The organism is Paenarthrobacter sp. NyZ202 (genome assembly GCF_049860755.1).
GTDB lineage: Bacteria > Actinomycetota > Actinomycetes > Actinomycetales > Micrococcaceae > Arthrobacter.
In genome coordinates this window covers 828000-843727 of sequence record NZ_CP187556.1, presented here as the reverse complement: position 1 = coordinate 843727, position 15728 = coordinate 828000, and the positions used below count along the sequence as shown (strand labels likewise).

At 64.5% G+C, this 15728-nt stretch carries 15 protein-coding genes; 12 read left to right on the top strand and 3 right to left on the bottom strand.

Translation table 11 applies throughout. The annotated features are described in order from the left end of the window. The first annotated feature begins 3 nt into the window (after window positions 1-3). The 10 genes from ACPFL9_RS04100 (at window position 4) to ACPFL9_RS04055 (ending at window position 11340) form a co-directional block, all read left to right on the top strand. Window positions 4-2124 (top strand): dipeptide/oligopeptide/nickel ABC transporter permease/ATP-binding protein, encoded by a 2121-nt coding sequence (locus ACPFL9_RS04100; protein ID WP_426006010.1) that lies wholly within the window; start codon window positions 4-6, stop codon window positions 2122-2124. Continuing rightward, a complete protein-coding gene (locus ACPFL9_RS04095) occupies window positions 2121-2918 on the top strand; it encodes an ATP-binding cassette domain-containing protein (protein ID WP_426006009.1) in 798 nt (265 codons plus the stop codon). The genes ACPFL9_RS04100 and ACPFL9_RS04095 overlap by 4 nt, the downstream gene beginning before the upstream one ends. Window positions 2919-2955: 37 nt before the next feature. Beyond that, window positions 2956-3873 (top strand): dihydrodipicolinate synthase family protein, encoded by a 918-nt coding sequence (locus tag ACPFL9_RS04090; protein ID WP_426006008.1) that lies wholly within the window; start codon window positions 2956-2958, stop codon window positions 3871-3873. Between the two features lie 6 nt (window positions 3874-3879). Then, window positions 3880-4869 carry an ROK family protein gene (locus tag ACPFL9_RS04085; RefSeq protein ID WP_426006007.1) on the top strand — a complete coding sequence of 330 codons (990 nt, stop codon included), beginning with the start codon at window positions 3880-3882 and terminating at the stop codon, window positions 4867-4869. Window positions 4870-4879: 10 nt separating this feature from the next. Next, window positions 4880-5566, top strand: coding sequence for an N-acetylmannosamine-6-phosphate 2-epimerase (locus ACPFL9_RS04080; protein ID WP_426006006.1), 687 nt, complete (start codon window positions 4880-4882; stop codon window positions 5564-5566). 120 nt (window positions 5567-5686) lie between these two features. Continuing rightward, window positions 5687-7144, top strand: a complete 1458-nt coding sequence (locus ACPFL9_RS04075) for a dihydrolipoyl dehydrogenase family protein (protein ID WP_426006005.1) — start codon at window positions 5687-5689, stop codon at window positions 7142-7144. Window positions 7145-7214: 70 nt separating this feature from the next. Then, complete coding sequence (locus ACPFL9_RS04070; protein WP_426006004.1) at window positions 7215-7976, top strand: ABC transporter ATP-binding protein; 762 nt, start codon at window positions 7215-7217, stop codon at window positions 7974-7976. Then, window positions 7973-10009 carry a YhgE/Pip family protein gene (locus tag ACPFL9_RS04065; RefSeq protein WP_426006003.1) on the top strand — a complete coding sequence of 679 codons (2037 nt, stop codon included), beginning with the start codon at window positions 7973-7975 and terminating at the stop codon, window positions 10007-10009. The genes ACPFL9_RS04070 and ACPFL9_RS04065 overlap by 4 nt, the downstream gene beginning before the upstream one ends. Continuing rightward, a complete protein-coding gene (locus tag ACPFL9_RS04060; protein WP_426006002.1) occupies window positions 10006-10641 on the top strand; it encodes a TetR/AcrR family transcriptional regulator in 636 nt (211 codons plus the stop codon). Before ACPFL9_RS04065 ends, ACPFL9_RS04060 begins: the two co-directional genes overlap by 4 nt. A gap of 90 nt (window positions 10642-10731) precedes the next feature. Beyond that, window positions 10732-11340 (top strand): hypothetical protein, encoded by a 609-nt coding sequence (locus ACPFL9_RS04055; protein ID WP_426006001.1) that lies wholly within the window; start codon window positions 10732-10734, stop codon window positions 11338-11340. Window positions 11341-11388: 48 nt separating this feature from the next. Here ACPFL9_RS04055 and ACPFL9_RS04050 read toward each other — a convergent pair whose 3' ends face one another. Continuing rightward, a complete protein-coding gene (locus ACPFL9_RS04050; protein ID WP_426005999.1) occupies window positions 11389-12336 on the bottom strand; it encodes an EamA family transporter in 948 nt (315 codons plus the stop codon). Between the two features lie 72 nt (window positions 12337-12408). On the opposite strand from ACPFL9_RS04050, the gene ACPFL9_RS04045 reads away from it, so the two are divergent. Both ACPFL9_RS04045 and ACPFL9_RS04040 read left to right on the top strand, forming a co-directional pair. Beyond that, window positions 12409-13329: a LysR family transcriptional regulator gene (locus ACPFL9_RS04045; RefSeq protein ID WP_426005997.1), complete on the top strand. Its 921-nt coding sequence runs from the start codon at window positions 12409-12411 to the stop codon at window positions 13327-13329. A gap of 115 nt (window positions 13330-13444) precedes the next feature. Next, window positions 13445-13768, top strand: coding sequence for a hypothetical protein (locus ACPFL9_RS04040; RefSeq protein ID WP_426007482.1), 324 nt, complete (start codon window positions 13445-13447; stop codon window positions 13766-13768). 47 nt (window positions 13769-13815) lie between these two features. On the opposite strand, the gene ACPFL9_RS04035 is transcribed toward ACPFL9_RS04040, so the two are convergent. After that, window positions 13816-14340 (bottom strand): SixA phosphatase family protein, encoded by a 525-nt coding sequence (locus ACPFL9_RS04035; RefSeq protein ID WP_426005995.1) that lies wholly within the window; start codon window positions 14338-14340, stop codon window positions 13816-13818. An 86-nt stretch (window positions 14341-14426) separates the two neighbouring features. Next, entirely contained in the window at window positions 14427-15290 is an 864-nt protein-coding gene (locus ACPFL9_RS04030) for a winged helix-turn-helix domain-containing protein (protein WP_426005994.1), read from the bottom strand. Window positions 15291-15728 lie beyond the last annotated feature (438 nt).

The following is a 15728-nucleotide window of genomic DNA, read 5'->3' as shown; positions in this document are numbered from 1 at the left end:
CTCATGCGCAGCAAGCTCGCAGAACGGCTAAGCGCCCCGGGCCTACGTTTCAAGGCCCTGCCCTGGGGATCCCGTATCGCCCTGCTCTTCCTCGTCATCGTTACCCTCGCGGCCATTTTCGCGCCGGTCCTGGCACCGCACGATCCGCTGGAAACCTTCATCCCGGCAACTCCCCCGGGCGCCGAACACTTCTTCGGAACGGACCGCCTGGGCCGTGATATCTTCTCGCGCCTCCTCTTCGGCGCACAGTCCTCGCTCATGATCGGCCTGGGCGCTGTTGGCCTGGCCATTCTGGTGGGTGCGCTCCTCGGCTCGTTCGCGGCCACCTCGAGCAAGTCGGTCAACGAAATCATCATGCGGATCATGGACATCCTCATGGCGTTCCCTGGCATCGCCCTCGCCGCGGTCCTGTTGGCAGCGTTCGGTAACTCGGTCCCGACCATCATCATCGCAATCGCCATCATCTACACCCCGCAGCTTGCCCGCGTGGTCCGCGCCAACGTCCTGGCCCAGTACGGCGAAGACTACGTCCGTGCCGAGCGCGTGATCGGTGCCGGCCGCTTCTACATCCTGGTCAAGCACATCGTCCGCAACACCGCTGCTCCCGTGCTGGTGTTCGCAACCGTCATGGTGGCCGACGCCATCATCCTGGAAGCCTCGCTGTCCTTCCTGGGCGCCGGCGTGCAGGATCCTGCTCCTTCGTGGGGCAACGTGATCTCCTACGGCCGCAACCTGGTGCTGTCCGGCGGCTGGTGGGCCACCACGTTCGCCGGCCTCACCATTCTGTTGACCGTCCTGTCCCTGAATATCCTCGCCGAGGGCCTCACCGACGCCATGGTCAACCCGAAGCTGCGCAAGGCTCCGGTAGTGAAGGACGACGACGGCTCCTCAGCTTCCGTGGCCGTGGACACCGAGGTTGCCACATCAGTCGCGCAGCCTTCCGTAGTTGAGGAACACGAGCTCGACGGCGTCCGCGCGGCTTCCGGACTCAGCGACGCCGATGATCGTGGCCAGGCAGCGGTGCTCACCGATGTGCGCCTGGCCGCCACCAACCCGCACGCACTCCTGGACCGTGAACTGGAACTCCTGGCCTCGATCGAAGCGAAGCGCACCGACCGCCTTCCGCAGGTCCCGGCAGGCGCACGCACTGTCCTTGAGGTGAAGAACCTGTCCATCCGTTTCCCCGGACGATTCGGCGACATCCCGATCGTGGACAACGTCTCCTTCACGGTCCGGGAGGGCGAGACCATGGGTCTGGTTGGCGAGTCCGGCTGCGGCAAGTCCATTACCTCGCTGGCCGTGATGGGTCTGCTGCCGAAGACTGCCCAGGTGACTGGCTCCATCGTCTTTGACGGCAAGGAATTGCTGGATCCCAAGTCGCAGCACAGCAACCCTAAGGCCTACGTGGGCCTCCGCGGCGAACAGATCGCCATGGTTTACCAGGATGCGCTGAGCTCCCTGAACCCGTCCATGAAGATCAAGGAGCAAATGGAGCAGCTCACCAAACGCGGGGGCCGGAAGACTCCCGCCGAGTTGCTGGAAATGGTGAAGCTGGACCCTGTCCGGACGCTTGCGAGCTACCCGCACGAACTCTCCGGCGGCCAGCGCCAACGCGTGCTCATTGCCATGGCGTTGTCCCGCTCGCCAAAGATCGTGGTGGCGGACGAGCCCACCACGGCACTTGATGTCACCGTGCAGAAGCAGGTTGTCGACCTGCTCAATGAACTGCGGGAACAGCTCGGCTTTGCCATGGTGTTCGTCAGCCACGACCTCGCATTGGTGGCCTCCCTGGCCCACCGCATCACGGTCATGTACGCCGGACAGGTAGTGGAGTCCGCCCAGGCATCGGAGCTGCTGCAGAACCCCAAGCACGAGTACACCCGGGGCCTCTTGGGCGCCGTGCTCTCCATCGAAGCCGATGCTGCCAGGCTTCACCAGATCCCCGGCACGGTTCCCTCCCCGCGGGACTTCGCCACGGGCGACCGATTCGCCGCCCGCTCTTTGCGGGCGGACGCCGACCCCAACCAGAAGCTGGTCCTTACCAAGGTTTCTTCGGTTGACTCCGTCAACGGTGAAGACACGGACCACTACTGGGCGAGCCACCTGAAGGAGGACGCGAAATGAGTTCCACACCAGTCATAGAGCTCAAGGACGTCAAGGTCTACCACAGGGCACGTACCGGCGGATTGTTCCGTCCCAACATCGTCAAAGCCGTCGACGGCGTGGACTTCACTGTCAGCCGTGGCGAAACGATCGGCATCGTCGGCGAGTCCGGCTGCGGCAAGTCCACGCTGGCCTCAGTGCTCGTGGGACTGCAGCCGCCGACGTCGGGACAGGTCTTGTTCCACGGCAAGCCTGCCATCAAGCGCAACGCAGCCATGCGACGGGACTTTGGTCGCTCGGTATCGGTGGTGTTCCAGGACCCGTCAACTGCCCTGAACCCCCGCATGACCATCCAGGACATCCTCACCGATCCACTCCAGATCCACGGCATCGGAACGGCCGCAAGCCGGGCCGCCAAGGTCAAGGAACTGCTGGCGCTGGTTGGTTTGCCGCAATCGGCAGCTGAAGTGACGCCGTCGCAGGTTTCAGGCGGTCAGCGGCAGCGTGTGGCGATTGCCCGCGCGCTGGCTCTGGACCCGGACATCATCGTGGCGGATGAACCGACGTCGGCCCTGGACGTTTCAGTGCGCGCTCAGGTGCTGAACCTGCTCTCCGACCTGAAGACCCAGCTGAACCTCGGCATGGTCTTCATCTCGCACGACATCCAGACCGTCCGGTACGTCTCGGACCGCATCTGCGTCATGTACTTCGGCAAGATCGTCGAGCAAGGTTCAGCTGCGCAGGTCTTCGACAACCCCGGCAACGACTACACCAAGAAGCTGCTTGGCGCCGCGCCCAGCCTGCTCCACATCTAGCTTTTCCTTTCACCAGTTACCAACAACGGAGATTTCTGTGTCCACTCAGTTCCAGGGCGTCATTCCCCCGGTCATCACCCCCCGCCACGCCGACGGCAGCCTCGACACCGCGTCGTTGAAGAACGTCACCAAGCACCTGATCGACGGCGGTGTATCCGGACTTTTCGTGCTGGGATCCTCCGGCGAAGTCCCCTACCTCACCAATGAAGAACGCGAGCTGGTGGTCACCACCATCGCCGACGCCAACGCCGGGGCCGTCCCGCTGATCGTGGGCGCCAACGAGCAGACCACCAACCGCGTGATCGAGGAAGCCCGCAAAGTGGTGGACCTCGGCGCGGACGCGATCGTGGTCACGTCCATGTACTACGCGATCGGCAACGTCGCGGAAACCGAGACGCACTTCCGCAGCATCCACGAAGCCATCCAGAAGCCGATCTTTGCCTACGATGTGCCCGTCCGCACCCACTTTAAGCTGCCCACCGACCTCCTGGTCCGCCTTGGCCGCGATGGCGTGATTGCCGGCGTCAAGGACTCCTCCGGTGACGACGTGTCCTTCCGGCAGCTGCTCCTCGCAGCCAAGGACATCCCCAACTTCGACATCTTCACCGGCCACGAAGTGGTGGTGGACGGTGCGCTCCTGGGCGGCGCCCAGGGTGTGGTCCCGGGCCTCGGCAACGTGGACCCGGCGGGCTACCGTCGTCTCTTCGACGCCGCGCAGGCCGGCGACTGGGCTCTCGCGGCAAGGGAACAGGACCGGCTGGCCGACGTCTTCGAGATCGTCTACACCCCGGGCGGCCGTGTGTCCGGCGGCGCTGCGGGCCTGGGCGCATTCAAGACGGCGCTGCAGGTGATGGGCGTTATCGAGTCCAACACCATGAGCTCGCCGATGCTGTCCCTGAACGAGTCCGAGACTGCCGCGATCCGCGAAATCCTGGAACGCAACGGACTGGTCTGACCTCTCGTGACCGCTCCCCTAGCCCAAGCGACCCACGTGATCGGCGTTGACCTCGGCGGCACCAAAACCGCCGCCGGGGTTGTCTCCCCATCAGGTGACGTGCTGGCCTCGGACACCATTCCGACGCTCAACCGTGCCGGTGGCGAAGCGATCCTTGATGCCACCGCAACGCTGATTACGGGCTTGGTGGAACGCGCCGCCGACGCCGGACTGACCGTGTCCGGCGTCGGCGTCGGTTCCGCAGGGGTCATCGACGCTGCTGCCGGAACCGTTGTCTCGGCGACCGACGCCATTCGCGGCTGGGCCGGGACGGTGCTCGCCGGTGGCTTGTCCTCGCGGCTCGGGCTGAACGTCCGCGCCGTCAACGATGTCCACGCCCACGCCCTGGGCGAAGCCTGGCTCGGTGCCGCAGCCGGTACCTCGAGTTCGCTGATGGTGGCGTTCGGGACGGGCGTTGGCGGGAGCTTTGTCCTGCACGGTTCACCCGTACTGGGGCACCGCTACGTCGGCGGGCACGTGGGGCATTTCGCTTCACCCTATGCCGTAGGCAACGGGCAGCCCCTGCCCTGCGTGTGCGGCTCGGCCGGGCATGTTGAGGCCATCGCCTCCGGACCCGCCATCCATGAGTCGTTCCTGCGCTTCGGCGGTTCGGCTTCGGCTGCGCTCGATACGCGGGCGGTGTTTGGGCTCGTTTCCGGAATCCACGACGCCGGTGCTGCCGCCGCCTCCGAGGAAGACGTCGCCGCCGCGCGGGCCGCCGTCGAACTCGGTGCCCTGGCCGCTGGCCAAGCGGTGGGTGGACTCATCAACATCCTCGACCCCGAAACTGTGGTCATCTCCGGCGGGCTCGCCGACGCCGGGGAGCTGTGGTGGAAACCGATGGAGACCGCCCTCCGCCAGGAATTGCTGTCGCCTCTGGTTGGCGTACCCGTGGTACCGGCAGCCCTCGGCAACACCGCAGCCATTGCGGGTGCCGCGAAACTCGTTCTCAGCTAAGGAAAAACCCTTGATCCTCACGCCAGGTGGCCTCGAAGCCCTCCGCTCCCAGCTCATCGTCTCCTGCCAGGCATACCCTGGCGAACCGATGCGCGATCCCCGGACCACCGGCCAGGTCGCGGCATCGGCGGTGATCGGCGGGGCTGCGGCAGTCCGCGTGCAGGGGCTGGCCGACGTGCAGTTCACTCGCACCGCCGTCGAAGTTCCTGTCATTGGCCTCTGGAAAGACGGGCACGACGGCGTTTTTATCACCCCGACCCTCCGGCATGCCCTGGCCGTGGCGAATGCCGGAGCGCACGTGGTGGCGATTGATGGCACGCGGCGTCCACGGCCGGATGGCTTGTCTTTGGCCGAGACTGTGGCCGGAATCCACGCGGAGTCGCATGCACTGGTCATGGCGGACTGCGGTTCTCTCGATGACGCCGTGGCCGCCGTCGAAGCCGGAGCGGACCTGATTGGCACCACGTTGTCCGGCTATACAGGCGAGCGCCCCAAGACCGATGGTCCGGATCTGGCATTGTTGGAACAGATCGCAGCAGCCGATCTGGCCAAGCCGTTGATCGCCGAGGGCCGCATCCACACTCCGGCCCAGGCCCGCCAGGCCCTCGACGCCGGCGCCTACGCGGTAGTCGTGGGCACAGCCATCACCCATCCCGCCACGATCACGGGCTGGTTCAAGGGCGCGATGCACGCCTAGCTTCATTTTCCACAGGCCTGCCCAATGCATGCCTGTACTGCGTGCTCTGCGCGCCAAAACAGACACCAAGCACGCAGAACGGGCCTCACAAGGGGAGGGTTCCCGGCGTAGGCTTTCCCCATGAGTGCCGAGACCTCCCGCGAGTACGACGTCATTGTGATCGGCGCAGGTGCCGTGGGTGAAAACGTGGCAGACAGGGTGGTGCGCGGCGGACTGTCGGGGGTGATCATCGAAAGCGAACTGGTTGGCGGCGAGTGCTCCTACTGGGCTTGCATTCCCTCCAAGGCACTCCTTCGCCCTGGCAGTGTCCTGCACGCAGCCCAAGGAATTCCGGGGGCCACGGAAGCCATCACGGGAACCTTGGATGCCGCGGCCGCACTGAAGCACAGGGACTGGTTCACCAACAACTGGCAGGACGGCAGCCAAGTGGAGTGGCTGGACAGCGCCGGAATCGACCTGCTCCGTGGACGCGGCCGGATCACAGGCCCCCGCGAGGTCCACGTGGATGGACTCGACGGCAACGGCTACACCCTCAGGGCCAGGCACGCGGTAGTAGTCGCCACCGGATCAACACCGACCATTCCGGGCATCGACGGCTTGGGGAACGTACCCTTTTGGACTACCCGGGAAGCCACGGCGGCCAAGGACATTCCGAAGCGGTTGGTGGTTCTCGGCGGCGGCGTGGCAGGCGTGGAGTTGGCCCAGGCCTTCGCCCGGCTCGGCTCCGATGTCACAGTGGTCGCCCGTGGTCGGTTACTGGGCAACTACGCGGAGGAAGCGGCGAATCTGGTCCTGGCCGGGCTTCGCGCCGATGGCGTTACGGTCCACCTCCACGCAGACGTCCACAAGGTGGAGAAGAACGACGACGGCGCCGTCACCGTGACGCTCGACGGCAAAACACTCCATGCCGACCAACTCCTGGTGGCGTCCGGCCGGCATCCCGCCGTTGCCGACCTGGGCCTGGAAAGCGTGGGCATCCAGAGCGGGGACGGCAAAGCTCCGCGGCTCACAACAGATGCCAGCGGGCTCGTCGAAGGACAGGCCGGCGATGCCACCAGCGATTCCTGGCTGTACGCCGCCGGGGATGCAGCGGGGAAGGTTCTCCTCACGCATCAGGGCAAATACGAGGCCCGCGCCACTGGCGACGCCATAGTGGCCCGCGCCAAGGGTGAACTCAAAGGCAGCCCGCAGCCGTGGAGCCCGTGGGCGCACACCGCCAATGAGCATGCCGTCCCCAGCGTCGTGTTCACGGACCCTGAGGTGGCATCAGTTGGCCAAGGACTCGAGCAGGCACTCCTGCAAGGAAAGAACGTGACCGGGGTTGAACTTCCCATCAACGTCAGCGGCTCCCAGCTGTACTCTCCCGACTACAAAGGGTGGGCACAGATAGTGGTGGACGAGGACCGGAGGGTGATCATCGGCGCCACCTTTGCGGGCCCGGGCGTTTCCGAACTCCTTCATTCGGCGACTATTGCGATCGTCGGCGAGGTACCCCTGGACCGGCTCTGGCATGCGGTGCCGTCCTATCCGACCATCAGCGAGGTATGGCTCCGGCTTATGGAAAAGTACGGGCTCTAATTCCTATTTGAACTGACTAGTCAGTTTAGTTAGACTTGTCGCAGACACCAGTTCTGCGAAAGGCTTCATTGTGCTGTCCGCACAGCAACTCCAGATCAACGGCCGCCGGACCGACCTCCTGCCGCCTACCTCGCTCGAAGCCAAGCGCGGCGAACTCATCCTCGTCACCGGCGATGGCCAGGATCAACGCACCGCGCTGGCACTTGCCCTGAGTGGCCGAATGAAGCCCAGCGATGGCATCCTGAGCTGGGACAACACCGCCAAGGCCAAGAGGATCCGGCTTGCGAGCGCCTTGGTCGACTCCCCCGGCGTCAACGAACCGGAACAGCACCTGAGCGTGCGCGACCTCGTCACCGAGGACCTGTCCCTCATTCCCCGTCGCTACCGGGGCGCCTTGCTCGCCAAGCCTTGGTTGAAGGTCAACGCCTTCGAGGACATTGCGGACCTGTGGATCGAGCAGCTTCCGGCCAAACGCCGGCTCGAGCTCCTGACATCCCTCGCCCTGGCCGATCCCGCGATTGACCTCCTGGTGGTCGACTCCCCGGACCGGCACAGCGCCGACCCCGCCGAGTGGTTGCCACGGCTTCAGGCATTGGCGTCCGACGCCGGGCGGCCCCTTGCCGTCGTCGCGACCGTCAGCGGTCTCCCGGACGGATGGGACGGACCCGCGGCTGTGATCGGCAACTCGGCGATCCCTGCAGCAGAAAACGGGCCGGACCACAGCCAGGAAGATGCCGCAGCCGGGCCCGGAACCGAAACAGCACCGGCCGCCGTCGAGCCTGATGCGGATGAAACCCAAGAAGACCACAACCTCCAAAGGACTGCACAGTGACTGTTCTGCGGCTTGCCCGCTCCGAACTCAAGCGCATGACCGGCGGGCTCCTGCCCAAATTGACCATCCTGGCCTTGACCATGGTGCCCCTGCTGTACGGTGCCGTGTATCTCTACGCGAACTGGGATCCATACGGCAACCTGGACCGCATCGATGCCGCGCTGGTGGTGGAAGACACCGGGGCTACGTCGAAGGACGGCACGCAACTGGAGGCCGGCCAAAAGGTCGCTGACAGCCTGGTGGAAGGCCACGTCTTCAACTGGAAGCAGGTTCCCAGTGCTGAGGAAGCCGATGCCGGCGTGAAGACCGGCGAATATGCGTTCGCCCTGCGCATCCCGCAGGACTTCTCCGCCAACCTGGTTTCTCCGGGAAGCTTCGACGCCGCCAACCAGGCCATGCTGCACGTCACCACCAACGACGCGAACAACTATCTGCTGAGCACGATCGTGGACAAGCTCACCACGGCCGTGCACTCCACCGTTGCCAAGGAGGTCGGCGAGGAAACCGCCAACCAGTTGCTCACAGGCTTTGGAACCATCCACGCGTCCATCGTCAAAGCCGCCGACGGTGCCGGGCAGTTGGCGGACGGCGTGGGCAAGCTCAGCGACGGCGCGGCCACGCTGCACCAGGGCACTTCCCAGCTGGTTACCGGCGCCGACCAACTGGTGGCCGGGCAGACCCAACTGCGCGACGGCGCCGACCAGCTCAACTCAGGCGCTGGCCAGTTGAGTTCCGGGCTTTCCGAGTTGAAGAACAAGACCGCCACTTTGCCCACCGACTCGCAAAAGCTCGCCGACGGCGCTGCGCAAGTAGCCGCCGGAAATGCCGAGCTGAACGCGAAAGTCCAGAACGTCGTCGGGCAGTTGGACGCCGCGGACAAGGGACTGCGAAACCGCGTGGTCGAATCCAACGCGAAGCTCGTAGCCTCGGGCGTCTTGACCCAGGAGCAGGCAGACAAAGTCCTGGCCGACTTCGACGCGGCCGCAGCGTCGAGCCCCGTCACGGATGCCAAGGCCAAGATCGCCGGAGACGCGGCAAAGATCCAGCAGCTCTCCGACGGCTCGGCGGCAGTGAGTGCCGGCGCCGCGAAACTCGCTGGCGCGACTCCGGCCCTCGCCGATGCCATCTCCAAGGCTTCCGCCGGAGCGGGCCAGCTCAGCAAGGGTGCATCGACCCTGGCGGTGGGCCAACAGGCGGCCCTCGACGGCGCCACTAAGCTCGACGGCGGCGCCCGCCAACTGGACGACGGTGCGGGGCAGCTTGCCGGCGGCGCAGTGACCGCTTCCGACGGAGCGCACACCCTGGCCTCGGAGTTGGCGAAGGGGGCCGGCGACATCCCGAACCCCAACGATGAACAGAAGAGCAACGTCTCGAAGGTGATTGCGGACCCCGTCGCAGTGGAGAACGTCTCGCAAGCCAAGGCGAACTCCTACGGTGCGGGCCTGGCGCCGTTCTTCCTGACGCTCGCCCTCTGGATCGGTGTATTCATGCTGGTCCAGGCCATGCGGCCAATCACCCAGCGGGCTCTGGCCTCGAATGCCCCTGCGTGGAAGATCGCAGTGGGCGGCTGGCTTCCGTTCTTTGTGGTCTCGGTGCTGCAGGCCACCATCCTCACGGTGGTGGTGAACCTGGGCCTCGGGCTGAACCCTGCCCACCCGATCGGAATGTGGCTTTTCATGCTCGCTGCAGTCATGGCCTTCAGCGCCATCATCCAGGGCATCGTGGCCCTGCTGGGAACTCCCGGTAAGTTTGTTGTGCTGATACTGCTGGTCCTGCAGCTCGTGTCATCGGGCGGCACGTTCCCGTGGCAGACCACCCCCGAGCCATTGCACGTAGTGCATGAGGTCCTGCCCATGGGTTACGTGGTCACCGGAATGCGGCACCTGATCTACGGCGGCGACCTGTCCATGATCTGGCCCACCGTGCTGGGCCTCCTTGGATACACTGTGCTGGGAGCGGCCATGTCAACGCTCGCCGTCCGCAAGCACAAGATGTGGACCCTGAAGACGCTGAAGCCGGAGATCGCAGTATGAGTACGCCCGAGCCCGCTGGTCCTGCGGTTGCCAACGGAAAAAAGCTCCGCCCCGAACGCACCAACGCCACCAAACAGCGCTTGTTCGAGGCGTCCATGGAACTCATCGGAGAACGCGGAGCGGCCGGGGTGACCGTTGACGAGATTGCCGCGGCAGCGGGAGTCTCCAAGGGAACGGTGTACTACAACTTCGGCAGTAAATCGGACCTCATAGCCCAACTGCTGCGGCATGGCGTGGAGATCATGCTCGCGCGGCTCCAGGCTATCGAAGGGCAAACTGCCGACCCCTTGGACGCCATGAAGGACATGGTGGGGCAGGCCATGGAATTCATGGACGACTACCCCTCTTTTGCGCGGCTCTGGGTCAGCGAAAACTGGCGCACCCCCGGCGAATGGAGTGCCGTCTTCGCCGAACTCCGGGGCGAACTGCTGGCCGTGATCGGCTCAGCGGTGGAGGGCGTGGCTTCCGGCTATACCGTGGATACGTCCATTGCCCGGGGAAGCCTGGAAGCGGCCATCTTCGGGGCGATCTTTGTGGTGGGGCTGGACCGGCAGACCTACAACCCCGAACGCACGCGCGAACAAAGCGTCGCCGCAGTCATGACCATCATGCATGGCTACGTCATCAAGTAGCTTCCGCTTCCACCGCGAACGGTATCCAACTGCAATGTACGACGGCGTGGCGCGGCGGCCTGGTCGGCGATGATTAACCTCATGCGTCGCATGGGGAACAGTGGAAAGCTCGCGATCGTGGCAGCTTTTGTGTCACTCGGACTCTTGGTCTTGGCAGCTGTGGTGCTCGAAGAAGTGGTCCTGTACCTGTTCCTAGGCGCTGTCCTTGTCTGCTATCTGTCCTCCGTGGTCCAGGTCTTCAACCGGCGCAGGTACCTGGTGGTCCTCCTCGGCGCGGCCGGGACCAGCCTGTTCATCGGGTTCAGCATCGCCTTCCTGCGGATGTGGGGGCTGGCCTTCAACCAGGATGCGAACGCCCTGGGAAGCGCAGTCAGCAGCCAGGATTCGGATATCTACTTCTACCTTGCCGTGGTGGCCGGTGCGGGCACCCTCGTGGTGTTGTTCCTCGGCGCAGTGATGCCCGGGTTCGGTGTCCGTGCAGAACCCCCGGCCAAGCGCCCGGCAGCCAAGCGACCGGCCGGACCTGCAGCGGTGAAACGTCCAGCCGGTACCCGCCAGGCGGCACCGCGCCCTCCGGCAAGCCGCACCCCCGCAAGGACCCCGGCAAAGCGCCCCGCGACCGCCGGAAAGGCAGCAGCGTCTGCCAAGCGACCGCCGTCGAGCATTTCCACCCAGCGCAAGCCTGCCCCCAAGCGCTAGCCCCCAACTAAGTCGCAGTTAAGCGCGTTTTGGGCGCTCAAAACGCGCTTAACTGCGACCCAGTTGGGCGTGGGAAGACCGGGCCTGGACGCGCTGGGCAGGCCCCGCCACGGGTGTTCCCGGTCGCTTTCGTGAGACACCCAGCACCGCCGTCGCCACTCCAAGGAGGAGTATCAGGCCACCGAGGATTTCAGTGGGAGTGGGGACCTCGTTCAGGACCAGCCAGGCGGCCGTCATGCCCACCACGGGGACCAGCAGCGTGAACGGCACGACGTCGGACCCCGGGTACAGTGCAAGCAGGCGGTTCCAGATTCCGTAGCCAACCAGTGAAGCGAATACTGCCGTGTAGACCGCGCTCAGGATGGTGGCCGGCTGTAGATCGGCCAGGGTCCCGATGACGGCGTCCGGGCCATCCACCACCAGGGACAAAGCCGCCAGCGGCAGGGGAACCACAGCACCGGACCACACCACCAGGCCCAGGCCCGACTTCGCTTTCGAGTGCCTGGCCACCACGTTTCCCACAGCCCACGAAAGGGCCGCCGCCAGGACGATCATGAGGGGCAACACCGGAGCCACGGCACTGCGCCCCAGGGCCACAACGCCCAGCCCCGCTACGCCCAGAATCACGCCGATTAACTGCTTGCGCGTGGCCTTCTCACCGAGAAAGCGCGACGCGAGCAGGATGGTGAACAGAACCTGCGCCTGCAGCACCAATGACGCCAATCCCGCCGGCATTCCCAAGGCCATGCCCAGGTACAGGAGGCCGAATTGGCCGGCACTCATGAAAAGCCCGACGCCGATGATCGCCTTCCAGCCCACATCCGGCTTGCGGATGAAGAAGATGAAAGGGAAGACAACCAAGAGGAAGCGAAGTGCGACGAAAAGCAGAGGCGGGACATCGTGTCCGGCAGGATGCAGTCCAAGATCGATGGCGACAAAGTTGATACCCCAGAGCACGGCTACGAGGACGGCCAGGAGGGAATGACGAAGATTCACAAGTCCACTCTGGCTTGAATATGGATGAAGCACCAGCGTTGAATTCTTCACCTCATCACGTAGATTTGCTTCATGATTGATCTTCCTGCGCTGCGCGCCCTTGTTGCGGTCGAGCAGCACGGCTCGGTGGTGGCCGCTGCGGACATCCTTGGATACAGCCCTTCCGCCGTCTCGCAGCAAATCAAGAAACTGGAGCGCCAGGCCAGGGTTGCGGTCCTGGAACGCAACGGCCGAGGCGTCCTCCTGACGGAACGCGGGATCGCCTTGGCCGGGTATGGACGGCGGATCATCGGCGAACTCGAAGAACTGCAGGCAACCCTGCTGTCCGACCCGTCCAGCCCTTCGGGCACCCTGCGGCTAGTCGCGTTCTCCACGGCATGCCGCGGATTGGTGGGGCCGCTCCTGGGCAGGATTGCCGTAACAAGCCCGCAGTTGAAGGTCAGCGTTCTGGCGGAGGACCCCCGGGAGGCAGTGCAGCGCGTGACAACGGGTGAGGCGGAACTCGCGGTGGTCCACAACTGGAACTCGGTACCCTTGGCCATCCCGGAGAACCTGGCCCTCGAAGACCTGTGCCTGGACCAGGCCGACGTCCTGCTGAACAGCAGCCATCCCCTTGCGGCGAGGACCGCCGTCGAACGGGAAGACCTCCTGGACGAGTCGTGGGTCAGTACGCCCGCTGGAGCCATTTGCAACGAGGCCCTGCTTCAGATCTTCGCCGGGCTGGGGAGGGTGCCTGACATCCGGATCTACGACCCCGATTTCTCCACCCACATCGCCATGGTGGAACAGGGCGTGGCCGTGGCCCTCGTTCCCCGCCTCGGCCGGCCGCCCCTGCCGGACAATGTGGCGGCAGTTCCGGTAGTTAACCCGGCGCAGCAGCGGGCCGTGGGCGTCGTCTACCGCAAGACCATGAGCGCGAGCCCCAACATCCGTCACACCGTGGGCCTCCTTCGCGAGGTTGCAGCCGCACAGCAACTACCCACGCCTGGTTGACCAAGGTCACACAAGGGAACATTCGACACGCCAATCGCACTTAGGTTAGCTTAACCTTACCTAACGCCCGCTACAGCAGAACGCGGGCGCCGAGCGTCTGGAGTGGCCATTGGCAGTGGAAGCGATCCTCTTTCCGACCGACATGAACAACCACCACATGTACGGCCTCGCCAGCTATCTCATGGTGGATGACGAACTCTTTCCAAGCACCCACAATCGCCGGGACATCTATGCCCTTCCCGCGTTCGACATCCGCGGGCAATGGGTCTATCCCAGCCGCTACAACGAACACCTGGCACCGCAACTGCCGGTCTACATGTTTGACGGCGAGTACCTGGTGGCCACCGGCCACGGGGAAGAGCCGGCGGGAGTACCCGCGTTCGAGATCCGGTGCATGTGCCTGCCGCAGTTGTCAGAGGGCCCAACCAACTCGCACTAGGAGTTGTTCTGAGTCCACAAAACAACCACTACTGCCAGCCAGTTGGGTCAGTGACGCGGAACCTTGAAATGGGTCAACCTGGCATCCTGCCCATCCAGCTCCGCCCATGGCTTCCCGGTCTCCAGTACGGTCAACGCACTCGTTGGGTACCGCGTGGCCGCATCCATGTAGGCGTCATGGTCTGAGTCGCGGGATGCCAGGTGCATTGCCAAATCCTGCACGCCCGGCATGTGGGAGATGACCATCAGGGTCGTCACGGTATCCGGGACGTGGTTGATGACGGCCAGCATGCGCGTGGCCGAGGCAGCGTAGAGCCCATCCTCGAGCTTGGGGGTGGGAGCCTTCTCGCCCAGCTCGTCGCAGACCCACGTGCAGGTCTGCCGCGTCCGCACTGCCGAGGAGCACAGGATGAAGTCCGGCACGATGTTGTGCTTCAGCAACCACTTGCCGGCCAGGGGCGCCTCGCGGTGTCCGCGCTCCTCCAAGGGACGTTCATGATCGGGAACACCCAAGGGCCAGTCGGCTTTGGCATGCCGCATGATTACAAGCCGCTTGATGTGGTGGTCGCTCATTCAACAACCATATAGCCGCGGAGCGCCGGCCGCCTTGAACGCAAAAGACGCCCGCCTCCTGAACGGAGACGGGCGTCCGATGCTTGCTAGATGGAGTATTCCGGAGCGGCCCAGACAATGACTTCCGGGTGCTCGTAAAAACGGTAGCCCTGGCCACGGACGGTGCGGACCGTGTTGGCGAGGCGACCCAGCTTGGAGCGGAGCCGACGGATGTGGACGTCGATGGTGCGCTCGTTGGGGACTTCCTCGGCGTTGCGCCACAGGCCTTCGAGGAGTTCGTCACGGCCGACGGTACGGGTGCCGTTCTCCACGAGGTAGTTGAGGAGCTCGAACTCCTTGAACGTCAGGTTCAGCGATTCACCGTCGAGGTGGACTTCGCGGCGGGCCAAGTCGATCAGCACGCCGGAGGGGCGGGCTTCCTGCTGCGGCGCCGGACGGGCGGCTTCAGTGCGCTGGCGTGCAGCGACCGTGGGGTCACCGAAGGTGGAGCGCACGACGTCGAGTGCGGACCCGGGTGCCCCGGCCGGCGCAACAGCGACGGCGGCATAGCTTTCGGCTCCGGTGACGAGGGACTGTGCGTAGGCCCGGATTTCCTGGGCCAGCTTGGCGATGGAGGTTCCGGCCGCGGCGGCTGTTTCCTCGTCAATGCCCATGTAGAGCACAAAGCCACGGGCCACATTGTCATTGGCCACAGGACGCAGGCGCTCCGACTGGGCCACCACTGGCGTGGGGGCAGTGATGGGAGCAGGCTCTGCAGCGGGGACGGCCCGGAGCTGGCCGTATGAGTTGGGGTTGTAGCCCTGGGGAACGTATCCGGGTGCCTGCTGGGCGCCCTGTGCGGCGGGAGCATAGCCGGGACGGTTGCCGAACCCGGGGCGGAGTCCGGCGTTGGCGGCGGCCTTGTTGGCGTTTCGGACGGAGATGTGGACGTATCCGGATGCAACTGACATGGAGTGCTTACCTCAATAGTGAATAGCCGTCATCGCGGCTTCGAATGCTTGGTGTCCCCGCAATGAGTTGGGGAGGGGCGCCCGACGGTGGGCAAGGGGGCGAATGCCTGAAACTTCTTGGGGTGGAAAGTTAGGCTTGCATTCGACAACAGCGGGTCTCGGGAGCAGCGGGTGCGCTGATCCGGATTGCTGCGGCTGCAGGTGCTGTTGAGTTCTTGTTCACATTGGAAGTGTGCAACGTAACAATGCCAACACGCAAGTAACAAAGCCTGGAACCGTCCACATTTTGAGACATGGGGGACTATTGTGTCGCAAATCACAATTCAGTGGTCCTTGTAAATGAACGCCATTTCATTCGCGAAAGCCGTGAAATATGGCCTCATAAATGAACTTAATTCGGCACAGGGTGAGAAGATGCGCCACTTGATGTCGGAGGCC